Source organism: Sodalis sp. RH22 (assembly GCF_047324165.1).
GTDB lineage: Bacteria > Pseudomonadota > Gammaproteobacteria > Enterobacterales > Enterobacteriaceae > Acerihabitans.
The window spans coordinates 1,610,400-1,630,466 of sequence record NZ_CP178731.1; the positions used below are offsets into that span (position 1 = coordinate 1,610,400).

The 20,067-nt window shown below is 53.1% G+C and carries 20 protein-coding genes, 2 tRNA genes and 2 pseudogenes; 11 read left to right on the plus strand and 13 right to left on the minus strand.

Translation table 11 applies throughout. The annotated features are described in order from the left end of the window. Positions 1–131: 131 nt before the first annotated feature. The 9 genes from ACL2XN_RS07325 to ACL2XN_RS07365 all read right to left on the minus strand — a co-directional run bounded on the left by ACL2XN_RS07325 (position 132) and on the right by ACL2XN_RS07365 (position 7,921). Positions 132–518 (minus strand): DUF305 domain-containing protein, encoded by a 387-nt coding sequence (locus ACL2XN_RS07325; protein WP_410015432.1) that lies wholly within the window; start codon positions 516–518, stop codon positions 132–134. A gap of 14 nt (positions 519–532) precedes the next feature. Next, the gene (apbE, locus tag ACL2XN_RS07330) at positions 533–1,609 is read right to left on the minus strand and encodes an FAD:protein FMN transferase ApbE (RefSeq protein ID WP_410015433.1); all 1,077 of its coding nucleotides are present in this window, start codon (positions 1,607–1,609) and stop codon (positions 533–535) included. A gap of 180 nt (positions 1,610–1,789) precedes the next feature. Continuing rightward, positions 1,790–2,089 (minus strand): hypothetical protein, encoded by a 300-nt coding sequence (locus tag ACL2XN_RS07335; protein ID WP_410015434.1) that lies wholly within the window; start codon positions 2,087–2,089, stop codon positions 1,790–1,792. A gap of 170 nt (positions 2,090–2,259) precedes the next feature. Continuing rightward, the gene (kdgT, locus tag ACL2XN_RS07340; RefSeq protein ID WP_410015435.1) at positions 2,260–3,246 is read right to left on the minus strand and encodes a 2-keto-3-deoxygluconate transporter; all 987 of its coding nucleotides are present in this window, start codon (positions 3,244–3,246) and stop codon (positions 2,260–2,262) included. A 167-nt stretch (positions 3,247–3,413) separates the two neighbouring features. Next, entirely contained in the window at positions 3,414–4,361 is a 948-nt protein-coding gene (gene yddG, locus ACL2XN_RS07345; protein ID WP_413730569.1) for an aromatic amino acid DMT transporter YddG, read from the minus strand. Next, positions 4,361–5,593: a peptidase T gene (pepT, locus tag ACL2XN_RS07350; RefSeq protein WP_413722602.1), complete on the minus strand. Its 1,233-nt coding sequence runs from the start codon at positions 5,591–5,593 to the stop codon at positions 4,361–4,363. Before pepT ends, yddG begins: the two co-directional genes overlap by 1 nt. A gap of 283 nt (positions 5,594–5,876) precedes the next feature. Next, on the minus strand, positions 5,877–6,296 hold the full coding sequence (locus tag ACL2XN_RS07355; protein WP_410015438.1) for a DUF6515 family protein: 420 nt from the start codon (positions 6,294–6,296) through the stop codon (positions 5,877–5,879). Positions 6,297–6,703: 407 nt separating this feature from the next. After that, positions 6,704–7,612: a cation diffusion facilitator family transporter gene (locus ACL2XN_RS07360; protein ID WP_413728541.1), complete on the minus strand. Its 909-nt coding sequence runs from the start codon at positions 7,610–7,612 to the stop codon at positions 6,704–6,706. Between the two features lie 219 nt (positions 7,613–7,831). Then, positions 7,832–7,921, minus strand: a tRNA-Ser gene (locus tag ACL2XN_RS07365). Positions 7,922–8,014: 93 nt separating this feature from the next. On the opposite strand from ACL2XN_RS07365, the gene mtfA reads away from it, so the two are divergent. After that, positions 8,015–8,791: a DgsA anti-repressor MtfA gene (gene mtfA, locus ACL2XN_RS07370; protein ID WP_410015440.1), complete on the plus strand. Its 777-nt coding sequence runs from the start codon at positions 8,015–8,017 to the stop codon at positions 8,789–8,791. Between the two features lie 92 nt (positions 8,792–8,883). Further along, positions 8,884–8,959, plus strand: a tRNA-Asn gene (locus tag ACL2XN_RS07375). A gap of 332 nt (positions 8,960–9,291) precedes the next feature. Here ACL2XN_RS07375 and ACL2XN_RS07380 read toward each other — a convergent pair. Together ACL2XN_RS07380 and ACL2XN_RS07385 are read right to left on the minus strand one after the other, a co-directional pair. Then, positions 9,292–10,040, minus strand: a pseudogene (locus ACL2XN_RS07380) (2-hydroxyacid dehydrogenase); the annotation flags it as partial. Between the two features lie 133 nt (positions 10,041–10,173). Beyond that, on the minus strand, positions 10,174–11,055 hold the full coding sequence (locus ACL2XN_RS07385; RefSeq protein ID WP_413722600.1) for an SDR family oxidoreductase: 882 nt from the start codon (positions 11,053–11,055) through the stop codon (positions 10,174–10,176). 93 nt (positions 11,056–11,148) lie between these two features. Here ACL2XN_RS07385 and ACL2XN_RS07390 point away from each other — a divergent pair, with 93 nt between their 5' ends. After that, positions 11,149–11,757, plus strand: coding sequence for a TetR/AcrR family transcriptional regulator (locus ACL2XN_RS07390; protein WP_410015461.1), 609 nt, complete (start codon positions 11,149–11,151; stop codon positions 11,755–11,757). Between the two features lie 324 nt (positions 11,758–12,081). Further along, positions 12,082–12,147 (plus strand): hypothetical protein, encoded by a 66-nt coding sequence (locus tag ACL2XN_RS07395; RefSeq protein ID WP_413730955.1) that lies wholly within the window; start codon positions 12,082–12,084, stop codon positions 12,145–12,147. Here the strand turns inward: ACL2XN_RS07395 and ACL2XN_RS07400 are convergent. Continuing rightward, positions 12,139–12,885 carry an SDR family oxidoreductase gene (locus tag ACL2XN_RS07400; RefSeq protein ID WP_413722599.1) on the minus strand — a complete coding sequence of 249 codons (747 nt, stop codon included), beginning with the start codon at positions 12,883–12,885 and terminating at the stop codon, positions 12,139–12,141. The genes ACL2XN_RS07395 and ACL2XN_RS07400 overlap by 9 nt on opposite strands. A gap of 136 nt (positions 12,886–13,021) precedes the next feature. Here ACL2XN_RS07400 and ACL2XN_RS07405 point away from each other — a divergent pair, with 136 nt between their 5' ends. Continuing rightward, on the plus strand, positions 13,022–13,924 hold the full coding sequence (locus ACL2XN_RS07405) for a LysR family transcriptional regulator (protein WP_413730571.1): 903 nt from the start codon (positions 13,022–13,024) through the stop codon (positions 13,922–13,924). 146 nt (positions 13,925–14,070) lie between these two features. Here the strand turns inward: ACL2XN_RS07405 and tnpC are convergent. Next, positions 14,071–14,793 (minus strand): annotated as a pseudogene (gene tnpC, locus ACL2XN_RS07410) (IS66 family transposase); the annotation flags it as partial. A 257-nt stretch (positions 14,794–15,050) separates the two neighbouring features. On the opposite strand from tnpC, the gene ACL2XN_RS07415 reads away from it, so the two are divergent. The 6 genes from ACL2XN_RS07415 (at position 15,051) to ACL2XN_RS07440 (ending at position 20,062) form a co-directional block, all read left to right on the plus strand. Further along, positions 15,051–16,037, plus strand: a complete 987-nt coding sequence (locus tag ACL2XN_RS07415; protein ID WP_413722597.1) for a siderophore ABC transporter substrate-binding protein — start codon at positions 15,051–15,053, stop codon at positions 16,035–16,037. A 23-nt stretch (positions 16,038–16,060) separates the two neighbouring features. Next, positions 16,061–17,020 carry an ABC transporter permease gene (locus ACL2XN_RS07420; RefSeq protein ID WP_413722596.1) on the plus strand — a complete coding sequence of 320 codons (960 nt, stop codon included), beginning with the start codon at positions 16,061–16,063 and terminating at the stop codon, positions 17,018–17,020. A 22-nt stretch (positions 17,021–17,042) separates the two neighbouring features. Then, the gene (locus tag ACL2XN_RS07425) at positions 17,043–17,975 is read left to right on the plus strand and encodes an iron chelate uptake ABC transporter family permease subunit (protein ID WP_413722595.1); all 933 of its coding nucleotides are present in this window, start codon (positions 17,043–17,045) and stop codon (positions 17,973–17,975) included. Beyond that, complete coding sequence (locus ACL2XN_RS07430; RefSeq protein WP_410015468.1) at positions 17,972–18,730, plus strand: ABC transporter ATP-binding protein; 759 nt, start codon at positions 17,972–17,974, stop codon at positions 18,728–18,730. The genes ACL2XN_RS07425 and ACL2XN_RS07430 overlap by 4 nt, the downstream gene beginning before the upstream one ends. Positions 18,731–19,282: 552 nt before the next feature. Next, entirely contained in the window at positions 19,283–19,708 is a 426-nt protein-coding gene (locus tag ACL2XN_RS07435) for a hypothetical protein (RefSeq protein ID WP_413730572.1), read from the plus strand. A 99-nt stretch (positions 19,709–19,807) separates the two neighbouring features. Further along, positions 19,808–20,062, plus strand: coding sequence for a hypothetical protein (locus ACL2XN_RS07440; protein WP_413730956.1), 255 nt, complete (start codon positions 19,808–19,810; stop codon positions 20,060–20,062). Positions 20,063–20,067: the final 5 nt, after the last annotated feature.

The following is a 20,067-nucleotide window of genomic DNA, read 5'->3' on the forward strand; positions in this document are numbered from 1 at the left end:
ACTTGTCCTTACCTCTACTCATAAACACCTCGCTTACTTGTCAGATTTAGGGGGTTGACCAAAAGACTTCCCGATAACACCCGGGCCACCTAGAGTTATCAAACCTGGACGCTAAATGCAAGAAGGAACGATTACCGCGCTTTATCGGGATGATCCTTCAGCCAGTTGTTCATGGTATCGATCTCGGCTTTTTGCGCTTTAATCACCCTCTCCGCCATCTGCCGCATCCGGGGGTCCTTACCGTATTTTAATTCGGTCTCCGCCATGGCGATAGCGCCCCGGTGGTGTGGAATCATACCGCGGGCAAAAGCGACGTCGGGGTCTTGGGCTTTCACCCCTTCCGCCATATCCTTATGCATGTCCTGCATGGCGGCCATATAGTCCTGGCTGGACTTACTGAGCCCGGCCGCCGACCCATGATCCATGTTCATGCCGGGCATGGCGTCGTCAGCCCAAACGGAAGACGACGCGCACGGCAAGGTTAACATCAACAGCGACAGCATCACGTATTTGCTCATATTCCCTCCTGTTATTATTTATGCCCGGTCTCGGTCGCGGCGTCATCCTGACCGATGATATAAGACTTGAACTGCGGCGACATCCAGGCGGTAAAACCATCGGCGGAACGGGTGATAAGATAAACCGCCAGACCCTGCTGCTCGGCCAGCGCCTGGGCTTTTTCGGTGCCCAGCACCATCAGTCCGGTATCCCAGCCGTCCGCTTCCAGGGCGGTGGGCGCGATAACCGTGGCCGACACCAGCTTATGTTCAATTGGCCTGCCGGTCGCCGGGTCGATGATATGCGAGAGCCGTTTTCCCTGCAATTCATAGTAATTGCGATAACTGCCCGACGTACTGATGCCGTGTCCCTGCAAATCGACTATAGCCTGGGCGCCGATTTCCCGATCGGTCGGCCGCTGGATCGCCACGCGCCACGGTATTCCCTGCGGCGAAAGACCGCGCGAGATCACGGCGCCCCCCACCGAGACCAGATAGCGGGTAATGCCGCGCCGTTCCAGCAGCGCGGCGAGATGATCGGTGGCGGCGCCCTCGCCCAGCGTGGACAAATCCACATACAGGTCCGGCAAATCTTTTTGCAGCCATTGCCCCTGGCTATCTTCGATAAGCCTCAGGTGGCGCAGCCCGACCCGGGCGCGGGCACTGTCGATGTCCTGCTGTTCGGGCAACGCCCGCGGCTGTTTATCCGGACCGAATCCCCAGAGATTCACCAGCGGCCCGACGGTGATATCCATGGCGCCGCCGGTTTTCACCCCGATACGCAGCGCGGTGGTGACAATATCGGCCATATTGGCGGTAATGGGCTGCGGATCGGTGCCGCGATACTGGTTGAAACGCGACAAAACCGTGTCCTGTTGATAAGTCGACAATTCATGGTTGTCCTGCTCCAGTTGCCGGGCGATGCTGTCCTTTAATCCCTCTAGGGCCGCCGGCGGAGGCGCGGCCAGGGTGACGCGGTAAAAGGTTCCCATTGTCCGCCCTTCGGCGACCCACGCCTGCGCGGCGTCCGGCGGCGCAGGTCGGTCGCACCCGGCCAGCGTCAGAACCACCGGAGCCCCGATGATCAACAGTATTGCTGCATATCGCTTCATGAATTTCCCTGTTCCACCCTGAAATAAACCGGCCAGCGCCGCCAGCGCTATCTTAATACGTCTGACTGGCTTTGCAAAAATCAGACCGTCATCGGCGGGTATAAGAAAGAAAGCACGAGCCCGGCGGGGAACCGGGATCGTGCTGGGTGGAAACGGGACGGGCCGGCAAAAAACGCGGGATCAATGGTCCGGCTGCGTGCCGCCCTGCGCGTAGTTAAACATCCGCTGGACGATTTCGTCGGCACCTTTGATAATTTCGGAGAGATGTTTATCGCTGCGGTTCACTGCCTGGGAATAGGCAATCTCATGCGCCTCGTCGACCATGGTGATGATACGATCGCGGGTTTCGGCATCGATATTGCCCAATATCGTGGTAATCACCACTTGATAGGCATGGGACGTGACGGTAAGCAGCTCTTCACGGGCTTCCAGCGCCTCGATGCGTTTGAGCAGCGCGTCATAAAGCGGATCGTTGGCCATATTTTCTCTCCCAGTGTCATTCGGGCAGGCGCCCGACACCCGCGGCCGCATTGGCCGGCGGATGATGTATCGGCTTTTTATTGTTATTGCCAACAGCCAGTATAGTCAACAAAAGATGGCGGGAGCGTGCAACGCCCGGCGGCGTTGCGCTGACGATTGCATGAGCGGCGCTAATCGGCAGAGACGGTGGGCGCATGGGCACCGTCTTGTCCCCGTCTGGCCCATTTGGCCCACAGCGCGGTGAGGATAGGCACCAGCACGGAGGTGACGATAACCGCCGTGGCCACCAGCGCCGTGGCCGACGCCACCTGGCTTTTAAATACCGGATTCATCTCGGCGATTAAAAACGGCGTGGCCGCCGCCGCGCCGGCCGAGCTGGAAGCGGCAATCCCGGCGGTGCCGTCGCCGCCGCCAATAAATTTATCAGCCAGGATCAAGGGAATGCCGGTGACGATAATAACGCCCACGCCCAGCAGGATCCCCAGCAGTCCGGTATCGCGGATCACCGATAAATCAATGGCGCTGCCCAGCGAGAAGGCAAAAAAGGGAATCAGCGCCGGCACCGCGCGGCCAAAAAACGCGCGCAGCTCATCATCCAGATTGCCCAGGATGAACCCGAGAATGAACGGCAGCACCGCGCCCAGGAATAGCCTGGGTTCAAACGATGCCACGCCGGCGGACCCGAGGATAATCATCGTCAACAGCGGACCAGATTCGATGGACATCAGCACAAAGGCGGCTGAATCTTCTTTACTGCCGTATTGCTGCATCAGCGAGGCATAGAGCCCGCCGTTGGTCATGTTCATCGACGCGGCCAGCACCAGGGCGGAAATGCCGGTAAAAAAGCCGCTTTGCACGCCGTCCAGCGGCAGAAAGCGTGAGGCAACCAGCGCCACCACCCAGGCAGTGAGGGTTTTAACCGCCACCAGGGTACCGGATTTTTTCAACACGACGCCGGATGCGCGTAATTGAATGGTGGCGCCCATGCAAAAGAACCAGACCCCCAGAATGGGCACCGTGCCTTTCAGGATGCCGTTCGTAAATGATCCGAAATACGCGCCCGCGTGCGGGTAGAAGGTATTGATAATCGCCCCGATGAACAGGGGAACCAACATTAACCCGCCGGGAATTTTATCTAAGCTTTGTTTGATTTTCATACCGCACCTGTAAGAAACGCCATGCCTTAAAAAATGAACCAATATTTCATTTTTGAATGATACGACGTATTCCTTCAGGCTAAATGTGATCTTCGTCACATAATATTTGTGATGCAAATCACCATTTGGCGCTGACAGCATGAAAGGATCATGTGACGTACATCACATTAGAGATGATCACCACTCTCGGCGCGTGGGACCTGTGCCGCGACAGGGCGTTCGCGGGTTGTCAGCCAGCAGAGCAGCGAGCCGCAGCACACCAGCGCCACGCCCTGCCAGAACCTACCGGTCAGGTGGATATGGAGCAACGTGGCGGCAAACAGCGAGGACAGCACCGGGGTAAAATAGGAACAGGCGGCCAGCAGGGTCATATTGCCGTTGATGATGCCGATATTCCAGGACGCATAGGCGATACCCATCACCGCGCCGGTCACCAGCAGGGCGACGACGCTCGCGCCGCTGAACACCAGTCCCGGTTCGTTGCTGAACAAGTATTTCACCCATAGCAGCAGCGCGGTCAGGATAAAAAACAGCGTAACGCCATGTTGTCCGCCGGCAAACCGACGGGTAACATTGCAGTAGACCGCCCAGATCAGTGCGCCACCCAGCGCCAGGCCATAGCTTAGCGGATTGGATAATACATTATCCAGCATATGCCGGGGCGTCCACCCGCCGTCGCCGCACATCAGCCAGACGATACCCGTCAGCGCCAGCAGCAGGCCGGTATAGACCCCGGCACCGCCCTTTGCGCCGTTCATCATCATCGCCAGCAGTACGGTCAGACTGGGCCAGAGGTAGTTGATCATGCCCACTTCAATCGATTGTTCCCGGCTGGCGGCATAGCCGAGCGACAGGGAGGAGCAGATCTCATAGCTGGCAAACAGCAGTCCGGCGGTGAGCATATACTTAAGCCTAAAGCCGGCAACACGCGGACGCGCCGCCAGCGCCAGCAGGAATACGGCGCTGACGGTGTAGATCATGGCCGCACCGCCGGTGGGGCCGAACTGCTCGCTCAGGCTGCGGATTAAGCCGGCCAGGGTGCTCCACAGCACGATTGCCAGCAGACCCAGCAGCGTGGCGCGCGTTTTGCGCGCGCCGCCACAAAGCGCTGCCACTAGGCTCGCACGGCCAACAGGCACAGCTTGCGTGTCAGTTCATAACTGGCGACAAAGGCGCTGACCGGCAGAAATTCAAATTGCGAGTGAAAATTGTGCGCGCCGGTAAAATAGTTGGGCGTTAACAGCCCCCGGGCGGATAGAGCTGCGCCGTCGGTGCCGCCCCGCATCGGCGTCACTTTCGGCGCGATGCCCAGTTCCTTCAGACCGGCGAACAGCAAATCGATGGCGCGACGATCGTCGCCGATGGCGTTGCTGATATTACTGTAGATATCGGTTATCTTGAACTCGACCTTTCCCGTTGGATAACGCCGGGCAATTTCTTCCGCCACCTCGCCGATACGCTGCTTGCGTGCTAAAAAACGATCCCGGTCAAAATCGCGGATCGAAATATTCAGCCGCGCCTGGCGCGCATTCGCCGCCATATCGTTAAACCAGAAATAGCCTTCCCGGCCCTCGGTATTTTCCGGTGTTTCCCGCCGGTCAAAATGACTGATGAACTCCTGCGCCATTAAAATCGGATTCACCAGCACATTTTTCGCCGACATCGGGTGCGCGGTCACCCCGGTCAGGGTCACCGCCGCGCTGGCGGCATTAAAATTTTCATAGACCACTTCGCCCAGCTCACAGCAATCGATGGTGTAGGCGAAATCCACGGCGAAACGGGCCGGATCCAGCGCTTTGGCGCCGCGCAAGCCGATTTCTTCGTCCGGGACGAAGGCAACGACAATATCGCCGTGGGGCGTATCCGCGTCCAGGTTTTCCAGCATGGTCATGATGGCGGTGACGGCGGCTTTATTATCGGCGCCGAGCACGCTGGTACCATCGCTGAAAATAATATCCTGGCCGCGATAGGGCATGATCTCGGGATGTTCGGCCACGCGCAGCCAAATATCCCGCCCGGCGTTCAGGCAAATATCTTCGCCGGTGAAACGCAGCAGCTGCGGATGAATCTCCGGCGACAGGCCGACATCCACCGTATCCAGATGGGCGATAAATCCGATGCGCGGCGCAGCCGGCGTGTTGCCGCGTTTCAACGCGGTGACGGTGGCGCGGTCATCGACCTGGATATCCTCCAGGCCTAAAACGCGCAGCTCCTGCGCCAGCATATCCGCCAGCTGTTGCTGTCCCGGCGTGCTGGGCAACGTGGTCGCCGCGGCATGGCTTTGGCTGGTCACTGCCAGGTAGCGGTAAAAACGTTGAATCAACTGTCCGGCGATATCTTGTGGCATAACGATCCCCTGGCAAAAATGCAGTCTGCAAAAAATAAACGCCGCCCAATCGCGGTTGATCGCCCGGTGCGGGCGCCCCGTATTGATTCCGGCCGGGAGATAATATAAACGCTCCGGGCGCAGGTCTCCAGCCGGAATACGCCGGAGTAGCCCGTTTCATTGCCGGTCCGCCTGCGCGCACCGGCGATAACGTACCGGGCCCCAGACAGCACAATGCCCGCCGGAGCGGGCATTGTGGCGACAGGTGCAACCGCCGGTTTGCGAACCGGCGCGCGGTCCAGGCTTATAAGCCGGCCGGACGCGGCACTTCCAAATACTGGCCGTTGATACTACGACGGTAATAATGCCCCTGGTTCACGTAAAAGCGTTCACCATTGAGGTCAAGCACCGTCATATTGCCGCTCATGCCGCCGGAGGCGTAAACCTGCGGCTGCGGCGGCGCGTCGACCACCACATATTGATTTTCCTGCCGCTGGTAGTAGATACCGTCAAGCACATAATACGTCAGGCCGGCGACCAGCACCGTTGCCGCCACGCCGGGCAGGAAATCAAATCTTGCGCCGCGATGCGGACCACCCCAACCGGGTCCCCGTCCGCCCCATCCATGGCCGCCGTGACCCCCGTCGTGCCAGCCGGGAGCGGCAAAACCCGCCACCGGCGCCAGGAGGCTAAGCGATAACACAAGGCTCAATAATTTTTTCATAAGGTACCTTTAACCTTCCCGCTTAAAAACACATGCTTAAAAAAAGTCGCCGATGCTCTCATAACAGACCTAAACGGATGAATTCGCAAGTGCATTTACGCATCTTTAGCCGGCTATAACAGAATCCTTACCATCCATTAATAATTGATCGCAACTGCAGGGTGCCTGCTCTGGACGCCCATTATGCAACGCCTGCAATGCAAATAAAGGGTTAAGGATGCAAGGAGTTGTAAACATATAATTTATATGAATATTGATAACGCTGCGATTAGCCGTTCTCATTGGAAGCCGACGACCGGCAATGTTATTTTTTAACCGTCCGCTCGCTCCAGAGCCGGCATATGTGATGTTGGGCACCCACAGTTTTTTTCGGTGGGTGTTTTTTTTATCCGCCCTTGGCGCGCGCGTTATTTTACCAGATCGTCAAGACGCTCGTCGACGATCCCGGCCGGTTCAAGATGCGCCAGTACCTCCGCCGCGGGAAACAGTTTCCTGACCGCCGCTTCCGCCGCGTCGCCGATTTCATGGCCCACATCTACCGACAGTTGGCCGTCCACCTCGACATGCAGTTCGACGAAAACCCGATCGCCGCCGTTGCGGGTGCGGATATCATGCACCCCGCGCACCCCCTCGCAGCCCAGGGCGGCGTCGCGGATACGCCGGCGATCCTCAGCGCCAAGCTCCTGGTCCAGCAGTTGCCGCAGGGCGGTAACGACCATGCCGCGCGCGTTCCAGATCATATAGCAGGAAATGGCCAGGGCGCCGATAGCGTCCGATCGGGTCCAGCCGAAGGCGCTGTCAAGCACCAGGGCGCACAGCACCGCCAGGTTTACCGCGATATCGGTAACGTAATGCGCGCGATCGGCGGCGATGGCCGTGGAGGCCGTTTGCCTGACGACAAAGGTTTGCATTGAAACCAGCACGGCGGTGCACAGGGTGCTGCCGATGATAACCCAAATGCCCAGCCCGTGCTGCATCAGCGGCTGCGGGTGGAACAGGCGCTGCGTGGATTCCATGCCCAGCACCAGCCCGGCGCCGCCCAGCAGCAGCGCCTGCACAAACGCCGCCACGGCCTCGGACTTGCCGTGCCCGTAGCGATGGCCTTTGTCAGCGGGACGTTGGGCGTAAAAGACGCCAATCAGCGTAACCACCGAGGCCAGAACGTCGACCAAACCGTCCGCGGCCGACGTCAACAGCGCCATGGACCCCGTCAGCGTCCACGCCCAGATTTTTACGACCACCATCACCAGAGCCAGGCTAAGCGACATCAGCGACGCCATGCGCGTCAGCGTCTTACCGGGAAGATTAAACAACATGACACTCTCTCCCACGGCTATTCTTTTTCTTCATATAGCTAACCGTTTGATATTGCGATGTAAGCGGGAATACGGATAAGACCGGACCGGGCTAGGTTATCATCAACCCCTGCCGCTGCCTATGGGATGCCATCAGGGTTATCGGTGCGTTTTTTTTTGGGGTGTGGTGGCCAGCGTGGCGCCAGTCACAGACCGGCAGGGGGATAACTGTTTGAATAGTGGCGGAGAGACAGGGATTTGAACCCTGGGAAGGATCGCTCCTTCAACGGTTTTCGAGACCGTCCCGTTCAGCCGCTCCGGCATCTCTCCTTTTTAGCGGTTGCTATCATGCCCTGTTTTACGGCATTTTAATAGTCCTAAACCTCGCCTGGCGATTCAAGTGACGACTTATCGAGCAACACGATGATAAAATGGCCATGGAAAAGTTCTACGCCATCCGCTGCAACCCTTGCCTTATGGCAAGAGGCGCTGGCGATCCCGTTATTTTCACCCCTCTGCGCCGCGGAGCGGCACGCTCTGGTAATGCTGGCCGGTAAGTTTCTCCAGCAGAAGAAATTAGTCCCCTTGCAGGGCCTGACCCTGGATGACGCGATGGAGGCACGTATCGCCCTGATGTTTGCCCTGCCGGTCTTGGGGCTGGGCATTGAGTGGCTGGACGGTTTTCATGAAGTGGTTATCTATCCCGCGCCGTTCGTGGTGAATGACGAATGGCAGGATGAGTATGGCCTGGTGCATCGCGGCGAAGCGGTGCATTCCGGGCAAAGTTGGGATCAGGGCCCTATCGTCCTTAACTGGCTGGAGATCCAGGACTCGTTCGATCTCAGCGGTTTTAACCTGATTATCCACGAGACCGCCCATAAGCTGGACGCGCGAAATGCCGGGGTGGTTAACGGCGTGCCGCTGATTTCCATCAGGGACGTGGCGCGCTGGGAAACGCTGCTGCACGCGGCCATGGAGGATTTGCAGGATGAGGTTGATCTGGTCGGCGAAGACGCCGCCAGCATGGATGCCTACGCCGCCAGCGATCCGGCCGAATGCTTTGCGGTCTTGTCCGAGTATTTTTTCAGCTCCACCGAGCTGTTAAACGAACGCTTCCCCGAACTCTATCGCTGCTTTACGCAGTTTTACCGTCAGGATCCCCTGGCGCGCCTGGACGCTCAGCGGCATGCCGGCGCGTGATTTGACCAAGGGTTGCGCAATCGCGCCGTAACATTTGTTTTTACGTTGACACGCCTGGAGGGGCCGGATATGATTCGCCCCGTTCTCGCAATTCCTCTGTAGTTCAGTCGGTAGAACGGCGGACTGTTAATCCGTATGTCACTGGTTCGAGTCCAGTCAGAGGAGCCAAATTTATGTTTTCATGCATCTTCACGAATCTTTATATGATTTAGATTCAACAAGTTAGTGTGAAAAGTCTTCCCGATGCATTTTCATTTCCCCTCCGCATCGGGCAAGATTGGTGGTCTGATTTGGGGTCAGGTGGGTTCGATGACAGAGTTCCCCCCAAATATCTCTTAACGACGCAAAAATCCGCAACTTAAAACCATCCGGAAAACCCTGTAAATGACCTCACCGGGACAATCACCACCTCCCGGGGAGGTGGCTTAACGCTGACAATAAATAAGCGCGACTTAACGCCACGCTCTGATTTAAATGCAGAATCCGTTTTCACTCGGTTACTACGGAATAGGTGTCAACAACGGCTCGCCAGCAAAATAGGTGCTGACATTTTCCAGCACCAGACGCAACATCTCTTTGCGCGTCGCCCAGATAGCGCTGGCCATATGCGGCGTGACAACCACATTTGCCCACTGTAACAATGCTTGCGGGACTTACGGTTCGTCGGTGAAAACATCCAGACCGGCTCCCCGAGAGCCCCCTCTCCGATGACTTCAACTAGCGCCCGCGCTCATCTACTATCGATCCACGGGAAATATTGATCAGAATGCCTTCTGCGCCCAAGGCATTAAATACATCTCGGTTAACGAGGCTGCGGGTTTCTGCACCACCGTTGGTACAGCCCACCAGAAAATCACGCGCCCCGGCCAGCGATAGCAATGTTGCATGGAAGGTGTAGTCCATGTCGGCAAGTGCGGCGCGATCCGTATAGCGATCGACATGTTAAATGCAACCGCGCGTTTGGCGATAGCACGCCCAATACGCCCCATGCCAATAATGCCTAACCGCGCCCCTGAGACTTTGCGGGTCCACGTATAACCGCCCTTCTGCCATGCACCCTGTTCGATAAAACGTTGTGCTCCGGGGAACTGGCGTGACGTTGCCAGTATCAACCCCATGGACAGATCTGCAACGTCATCCGTCAATACGCCGGGGTATGGGTCACAGCGATCTGACGCTCTCTTGCCGCGGCAACATCAATACCGTCATAGCCAACACCAAAATCGCTGATGAGTTCAAGGTTAGGTAATCATAATGCGCGCAATCCCGATGCGTGCACCACCACAAACGGAAGTTCGTAAGATACTACTAACACCGCGTGATGTTAATCAACGGGGAGCAGGTCACAGGGGCAAAAGATAGTCTGCCCCTGTGACCGAAAATTACGCGTCAGCACCACCTAAAACGTTGTCTAGTTGCATTTCTTTCAACACACGGTCTTGAATGGGTTGTTTAGCCGCGTTAATTTCATCAACCCCCCAAACTAAGCCAACCGCTGTGCGTGTTGGGCGTTTGCCTTTAGGCATATCGGCTAGCGCTAAATAGGCATCTACGACCATTTGTGGATCAGGTGCTTGATCGCTCTGCATAAATTTACCGAATTCTTCGAACAGAGCAGCAGGAATATCTGCTAATTCACCGTAGCTGTCCAGTATGTCTGTGCGTGACGGTTGTTGTCCTGCTGCACTTAGACCTGTAGGGAATGGGCCGGGTTGTACGATGGCGATATCGATGCCGAATGGTGCCACTTCGTAGCGTAACCCCTGGAGGTAGCCTTCCAAAGCGTGTTTAGTTGCGGCGTAGGTAGAAAAATATGGCGCTGAAATTTGGCCAACCATGGATGAGGTGTTGATGATCAGGCCTGACTTGGCTTCACGCATCGCAGGCAAAACTGCCTGAATAGTACGCATAGCGCCATAGTAGTTGGTTTCCATCTGCTCGCGAGCTTGGGCAATGCTAAATGCTTCTGTAATGCCAAGGTACATTACACCAGCATTGTTTAGCAAAACATCAATTTTGCCCGCTTTATCTAGTACGCTTGCAATGGCTGTTTTGACCGATTCGTCATTGGTAACATCCATATCGACTACTTGGATGGAATCGCTATACGCTTCCAATTCAGCCTTAACTGCAGCGTTCTTGCCTTCTGGACCACGCATCGTGGCAAACACTTGGTAGCCTTTATCTGCAAAATCTTTTACTGACTTTTGACCAAATCCACTGCTGCTTCCTGTGACCACGATGTTTTTCTTTGCTTCACTCATCTTTACTTTCCTACTGGATTGAAAATTAAATACCGGCTGGTATAATAAAAGTTAGTATACGATCTGTCAAATTAAAATACCGGGCAGTATAAAATGAATTTAAATCCAATCAAACCTTCAAGAGGGCGACCTAAGACCCTTGATCGTGACCATGTTTTAGATGTAGCAATGGATTCTTATTGGAAAGAGGATATAGGCAGTTTATCCCTCAATGAAATTTGCAGGAGATCTGGTGTATCGAAGCCTGGCCTTTATCGTGAATTTTCGAATGAAGATGGCTTGATGAAAGCTGTTCTTATCAGGTACCAGGAACAAGTGCTAAGTCCTGTGCAAGAGATGTTAAATAGTGACTCTCCGTTTCGAGAGGTACTTGACAATCTCGTGTCATTTGCCACGTCAGTGAGTTGTAACCATGAGTCTCCAATGGGGTGCCTTTTTGTAAAAATGCGTGAGGCACGGATGCAATTAGGCGAAGCAACTCGCGCACAAGTCGATTTCCTTGAGGAGCAAGGCTTATCCACTTTCAAAGAATGGGTGAAGCGCTCAAAAGCCAAAGGAGAGTTTTCTGCCAATATGTCTCCAGAGTTTGCAGCTACTTATATCGACGCACAGTTGATTAATGCTTCGTCACTGCTAGCTCATGGAGAAGATCCGCAAACTGTGAAGAAGATATTATTAGTCGCTTTTTCTATGCTGGGATGACTATTTCAGCCAGTTCAGAATATCTGAAAAAAGAACGCATTTTTATATCTGGGTTACATTAAAAGAGTGCTTACTTAACAATCTAGTGCACAGGGAAATTTTAGTAGCTTCGCCCCCTCCTAATTTCGTGAGAGGGGCGTTAACTTTGTAGTGGTCAAGCAAAACTGGCCACGGTTTTGGGGGGCAGTCCAGGAAACGCCTCAGGCCAAGATGGACTGGCGTTCAGCGCCTCGCCAGTTCCACTCTCCAGAACTGAAGTTAAAGCCGGTCCAGCTTGCTCTATAACCAGGTACATCCGTTGCCGAGGTCGCTTGCCGTCACAACGTGAATGACAATGTTTTGTTCAGGTGGATACGCCTGTTCCAGCGTGATTTTGGTGGCTTAGATTGAAACGCCGCCGTCGATGATGATTTCTGAACCCACGGTCCAGGCTGACTCATCAGATGCGAAGTAAAGTACCGCTTGCGCTACTTCCTGAGGCTTACCAAAACGACCTGCAGGGATGGTTGCAACGATATCTTTCATCACTTGATCATGATATTCCACTGGGATCCCCGCCTTATCGTAAAGCGGTGTATCAACAGGGCCTGGGCTCACTGCGTTGATACGGATCCCACGAGAAAGTAACTCGTTAGAAAGTGTTTTCGACATGTTCAGTAATGCTGCTTTGGTTGAGCCATAAACTGAAGAGTTCACTGGTCCCGTGTGAGCATTTACAGATGTATTAAAGACCACTGATGCAGAGCTTGCGAACACTGGCAGCAGCGCCTGCATTAGGAAGTAAGGACCTTTAACGTTGATATCATAAATGCGGTCGAACATCTCTTCTGTCCATACCTCAATTGGCATATACATTGATATACCCGCATTCAGGAAAGCGATATCCAGTTGTCCAAAGTGTTCCTTAACCGTTTGAGCCAGAGCTTTCTGTGTGTTCACATCAGCGGAATCAGCGCTCACGACTAACACATCATTACCAAGTTCTACTTTCGCCTTTGCGATAGAATCAGGGTTAACACCAGTAACAATTACGCGTGCACCTTCTGCAACAAACAGCTTCGCTGTTTCAAGACCAATACCACTTGTTCCACCCGTAATCAGTGCGCGCTTACCTTGTAATCTAGACATGTAAATATCTCCTGTTAGTTTTACAACTGATCGGCGAATGACCGATTTGATAGCCACTATATGCTCATGCTCATATTGTGATAAGATTGTGTTTTTAAATATGTTTCATGCATTAAAAGCATAAATGGGTTTTAGGATGGATAGATTACTTTTGATGACATGCTTTGTCCGTACCGCTGAAACAGGCAGCTTTTCCGCAGCCGGTAGGGATTTAGGCTTAGGGCAACCGAACGTGAGTCGTCATGTTGCAACCCTCGAAGAGCATTTGCAGACCAGATTACTTCACAGATCAACCCGCAAGCTTTCCCTAACTCCTGAAGGAGAACGTTATTATTTGGAAGCAAGGCGTATTCTGGAAGCCGTCGAAGAGTCAGAGTCTTCTTTCAGAGAAAATGTTACACCCACAGGGCTATTACGCGTTGCCTGCCCCACAGCATTGGCTCACACATTCTTAGTCCCGCACATCCCAGATTTTTTAGAACGCTACCCTGAGCTAGCACTCGATCTACAGATTAATGACCGCTATATCAATCTCGTTGATGAAGGGGCTGAGCTGGCAATCCGCATTGGACACCTGGAGGACAGTGCTATGCGTGCCCGCAGACTTGGCATGTTTGAGCGAGTCTGTGTTGCCAGTAACAAGTACTTAGCTAAACACGGAACCCCTAATACCCCAGAGGATTTAAAAAAACATGATTGTTTGATCTATACCTTGCTAACAACAGGAGCTACCTGGAGATTTCAGGATATCAATGTTCCTATTTCTGGTCGGCTCAGGGTCAATTCACCAGAAGCAGTACAGAAATTTGTCAATGCAGGGATTGGGATCGCACAGGGCCCAGAATGGCTGTTCGGGGAGGGACTGGAAAATGGCAACCTACAATTATTACTGACTGATTACACTGCATCCCCCGTTCCCATTCAGGCCGTTTATGTTGCTAATCGACTTTTACCAAAACGGGCGATTGTGTTCATGGATTTTGTTGCTGAAATTTTTGAAAAAAATCCCGCCTTCAAAGTGTACAACTCAATGAAATGAGCCTGAGATAACGAACATATCTGAATCATTTGTAAAATTTAGTCAATCTTAGGCTGTGTCCCTTAACCTAACAGTCGCCTGAGAAATAACCTTAAAGAATCCCGGCTTGGCTTAGGGTAAGCGTCAACTCAGTGACGTATTGACGCTTATTCGGCAGGTATTATAAGGTTCCACGGCAGGAGATCTTTGATCTTATTGATGGGATGATCCGCGATTGTCGCCAGTACATGGCGCAGATAGGCTTCCGGCTCCACGCCGTTCAGTTTGCAACTGCCGATCAGCGTATACATCAGCGCGGCACGTTCGCCGCCGTTATCAGAACCGAAGAACAGATAATTTTTTCGCCCCAGGCTCACCGCTCTTAACGCGTTTTCCGTGATGTTATTGTCGATCTCCCCCCAACCATCGGTGCTGTAATAACACAACGCCTGCCAGTGGTTCATCAGGTAGTTGAACGCCTTGGCCGTATCGGCCTGTCGCGGCAATGTGGCGAGCTTTTCCCGGTTCCCGCTCTCCAGGCCCATCAGTAACGGCCGGGAGCGCGCTTCGCGCACCTGTTGTCGTTCTTCTGCCGGACGCCCCCGGATGTCGGCTTCGATCGCATACAGCTCGCCGATCCGGTGCAGTGCCTCGGCGGTGGTCGGCGACGGATGCCGCACATGGATATCATGGATCTTACACCGGGCGTGGGCCATGCAGCCGACCTCGCGGATAGGGCCTTCTTCATACAGCGGGTTGAAGCCCGCATCCGCCAGCAACATTCCGCTGAACCGCGCCGGATAGGTTTGCGGATGCACCCCCTTGCGGTCCGGGCTGTAGGCGAACCACACCGCGGGCGGCAGCACCGAGCCGGCATTGCGGTCGTCACGCGGATTGCGCTTTATCCGATGAGAATGATTATCCAATTCATTTTGGCTGAATTGGATAACAGATAGGCCATATTGTGCAATGACACATTAGCATTCTATCCATATCATTTTAGCAGGCCATTTCCATTTTGACCCTATGCGCGAACTGCCGTGCCTCGCAATGCCAACGGGGGACGGCACCGGCAATACTAATAAGATGATCAATGCGACAAACATTATGTGTAACGCGTTGACGCCTACAAATACGGAAATTCAGCATGTTCAACAGGCACATCGCCCTTCTATTCGTATCACACCGCTATTATCCGCGCCCTGCGAAAGTCGCAACGTGCATGATGTATACGTTGGCTATAATCTCCCTGACATGCTTCGTTCTCTTTTCGCGCATGCTGCAAGCCGAAGAGATCACCGTTCATCATACTCAAGGGGTGACCCGCGTCCCGGTCAATCCCAGGGTCGTGGCTATTCTTGATATCGCCGCGCTAGATACCCTTGCCTCCATCGGGGTCGATGTCGCAGGCGTTCCCACGCTCAACTATCCACCTTATCTCGCTAAATTTGGAGAAAGCCGGTACCGGAAGGTTGGCTCTCTTTTCGAACCCGATTACGAAGCACTTAACGCGCTTTCACCTGATCTGATCATCGTGGGCGGGCGTTCATCGCCGAAGTACGCTCAGGTGGCGAAGCTCGCCCCTACCATTGATCTGACTCCTGACTTTCAACACCGCGTTGACAGCGCGATAGCGCATGCGCAGATCCTTGGAAACATTTTCGGTAAACAAGCTGAGGTCGCCCGTCGTGCCAGCACGTTGCGGGCATCAGTCGACGCGCTTCGGGCACGCACGGCAAAGATGGGGACAGGACTGCTGGTGATGACCAGCGGTGGTCGCATCGGAGCGCTCGGCCCGAAATCTTGGTTTGGGACACTGTATAACGACTTCGGCGTGCAACCCGTGACGCGCAAGCTTGATGAGGGTCCGCACGGTCAGGTGATCTCCTCCGAGTTCATTCTCGAAACTAATCCTGACTGGCTTTATGTCATCGATCGTGATGCAGCCATTGGGGAAAAGGGAGCATCCGCCAGACAGCTGCTGGATAATGAACTGGTTCGACAAACCAAGGCCTGGAAGGCTGGCCACATCGTCTACCTCGATCCTGTCGCGTGGTATATTGTTGGCGACGGACTGACCGCGCTTCAGTCGATGGCTGATGAAGTTTCCTTGGCAATAACCAAGACAAAATGACGCTTTCAGCACGCAAAACGTCAATGAAGGGACTTGTAATCGCACTGATCGTGGTCGGGTTGCTTTCCCTGATTAGCCTATTTATCGGTGCGACGACAATTTCGCCTGCATCGCTTTTAGCAGGCTATACCACGTCTACCACAAACATTTTACTGGCGAGCCGCATTCCGCGGACCGTTGCATTGCTCCTCGCTGGAAGTTCCATGGCGGTGGCTGGCCTGATCATGCAAATGCTTTCGCGCAATCGCTTCGTGGAGCCAGGCACAGCAGGGACGATTGAGTCCGCCACACTTGGGTTATTGCTGGCTGCTCTGCTGGCTCCCGGACTGCCTGTGCCCGCGCGCATGCTTGTGGCGTGTTTTACCGCCCTGCTGGGAACGCTACTGTTCCTTGTCATACTGCGGCTGTCACCCATGCGCTCGCCATTGATGGTCCCGCTCGTCGGTCTGATGCTCGGCGGCATAATTAACGCAGCGGCGACATTTCTTGCCTACCGGTTCGATCTTATTCAGTCGCTGGTCACATGGTCTACTGGGGACTTTTCATCGGTGCTGCGCGGCCGCTATGAACTGCTCTGGATCTCGTTTGTCGCCGCTGTCGTCGCTTATGTTGCAGCCGACAGATTCACGGTGGCAGGACTTGGGCAGGATTTCACAAATAACCTGGGCCTGAACTATCGGGTAACACTCATGACCGGGCTTGTTATCGTTTCGATCGCAACAGCTGCTGTGGTCGCGACAGTAGGCGCGATCCCCTTTGTCGGTCTGGTCGTGCCGAATATCATCAGCATGGTGATCGGCGACAACCTGCGCAGAGCAGTACCGTGGACCGCCACTCTCGGCGCCGGTTTCGTACTGAGTTGCGACATTATAGGCCGCTCCGTAACCCAACCCTTCGAGATCCCCGTGGGCCCCATTATCGGGATTGCTGGCAGCGTGATTTTCCTTTTCATCCTCAAACGAGGAGTTGCACGATTTGGCTGAATTTCAAGAAATGAGGCCCGGTATGGTCATCATTCTGCTCGTTATACTGACGATAATCGCATCAGTTGCATTCATGACCGTTGGTGCCGGAGGACATTGGTCTTTTGTGCTACCGCTTCGTGCGCAAAAGCTCGCAGGGCTGTTGTTGATTGGCTACGCAATGGCAGTGTCGACCGTACTGTTCCAGACCATTACCCAGAATCATATCCTGACGCCATCGATCATGGGCTTTGATGCGCTGTACGTTCTTATCCAGACCCTGGTGGCATTCACCATCGGCTACGTCCACGGCGCCGCCATCAACCCATATCTGCGCTTTGCCGTGGAGACATTCGTCATGGTCAGTTCAGCGGCCCTGCTCTATCGCTGGCTCTTCGCCGGAGGTCGCAGAGACCTGATGTTCCTGGCGCTGGCCGGTCTCGTGTTCGGCGGGCTACTGCGTAGCCTGTCGAATTTCCTACAGCGTGTCATCGATCCGGGTGAATTCGCCGTCCTGCAGGATCGCCTCTTTGCAAGCTTCAATCTTATCGACTCAAGCCTGCTGTCCATCGCAGCAATACTTGTCTTCAGCGTCTCGGTGATAGGCTGGAGAATGCGGCGTAGCTTTGATGTGCTGGTGCTTGGGCGAGACTCGGCAATCAATCTCGGCATCGATTACACCCGGACTGTTAGAACCATCCTGATGATAATTGCTATTCTCGTATCGGTCTCTACAGCGTTGGTAGGGCCGGTCACTTTCTTCGGCCTACTGGTCGCCAACCTGGCTTACCGTTTTGTCGGGAATGCGCGGCATGCTCTGATGCTCCCTGCCTCCGCGCTGATCGCGATGATATGTCTGGTTGGCGGGCAGTTTGTTCTGGAGAGGCTGTTTGGTTTTAATACCAGCCTGAGCATTGTCATTGAGTTCTTTGGCGGTATTGCTTTCATTATATTAATCATGCAGAGGGCGCGATGATCGAAACACACGCACTCACTAAACGCTATGGCACAACTACCGTCGTGGACAACGTCTCGGTGAGGATCCCCAAAGGCGGACTGACATCCATCATCGGCCCCAATGGTGCCGGTAAATCCACGCTCATGATGCTTATTAGCAGGCTACTGCCGGCAACGAGTGGGACCGTGAAGGTTGACGAGATGAATGTCGTTAACACTCCCACGGCCCTACTTGCGCAACGTCTGGCGATCCTGCGACAGGATAACCATATCAGCGTGCGCCTGTCCGTCAGTGACTTGGTCGCTTTTGGCCGCTACCCGCACTCGAAAGGACGTTTCACCCACGATGATCGAGGGCATATTGAGCGTGCACTGGAGTATCTGGGCATCACATCGTTGCGCGACCGTTTCCTTGACGAGCTTTCCGGTGGACAACGCCAGCGCGCCTTTATCGCAATGGTCCTATGTCAGGACACCGACTATCTGCTACTGGATGAGCCCCTAAATAGTCTAGACCTCAAGCATGCGACCGCTACAATGAAGATTCTTCGAAGAGCAGCAGACGAACTTGGTAAAACCGTCGTATTGGTGCTTCATGATATCAACTTTGCTTCGTACTATTCAGATCACATTATTGCGATGTCTGCGGGCAGAGTACACTATGAAGGTTCTCCTAATCATGTCATTACCGCTGAGCGTCTCGGTCAACTTTATGATATGAATATTAATGTCCATGAACTGTGTGGACAACGGATAGTGACTTACTACGAATAATACCCAGAATATTTTTTTAAACTTTGCCATTTTCAGAGGTCTGAATCGATGCTGATCGGTCAGGCATAACGTTATACCCATGCGCTTGAACAGCTTCCTTATTATTGAAATGAAATCCTTTTACTTTTCTGTGCGCGCTTTCTGAAAGAAACAGACACCCTCCTCCTTGTGCTCTATGGGCCGCATCAGGCCCGGCCTGGGTGTGAAAAGGATAAATACATTCCTCTTATAGCCAAACTATGGGGCAGGATCGTCTTATGGATGAGGGCAGTCCATTGTTTCTCAGGATTCGTGTCCGCAACAATAAATGTGTGAAAACGTAGTCAACAAATGGCTACGAATGATGGGCGACTACACCAAGACCGGTATCTGCGATCACGCATTTCAAGCTATGTCCTGACAAGGAATGACACAAGAAGCGTACTAACGAAGACCGGGGTAGAAAAACGACAAATAGGCTGAAAATGAATATAAAACGGCCGGATTTCCAAACTAAAATCAAAACACCAATGGTAATATTTATCATTCTCATATTCCATAAAGGACATGGCAATGCTTGTAATAGATGATTCAAGATTCCCTTTAGTGTGGTTGAAACAGGTCAATGATGAAAAGGAATTAAACAATAACAGTTTTGATGTTGAAAACACTTTTTCTCAGCTAAAAGCACTTTTTGCAAGGAAAACCCCTTTTATATTGATCAATGGAGATGATTATGGAAATGAGGAAAATCACGCGCATTCTAAAGAAGAAAAAATGATTATTGTTAAATGGATGAAAAACAACAAACCTGATGTTAGAAATTATATAATAGCTCAGGTCCAGGTCATCCCAAAGGAGAAGCAAACGATATTACTCAGCGCTTTTTCAAAAACATTTTCTAAATTTTGTGGCTTTCCTTTAATTATAGCCAGCAATAAAGACGCAGCAATTGAAAAGGCTCACGAATTACTTAAACGCATTGAAGATAAAAATTAAAAGCCATTGTTAATTTGAAAAAGCATGCTCAGTATGAGAAATAATTTAATGAAGAAAATATTACGATACACCATCCCCAGAGCATATGTATTAGACGTTATGCAAAAGCATCAGGATGCTTTTCTGGAGGTAAGGGATATCTATATTAATATGTACGATGAAAAAAAGATTAGTCTAAGCGTGGTTTATCGCGCATCCCGAGAATTGTATGAAGCCGGTCTATTGGAGAGACAACTGAATGAGAGAAGTGGACGAATCTCATACCGACATAAATCATCATATAGTTCACAAAAATTACATAACAGTGCAAATCATCAACTATTGACTACGCCAAGTCAATTAAATTCAGCTTAACCGCT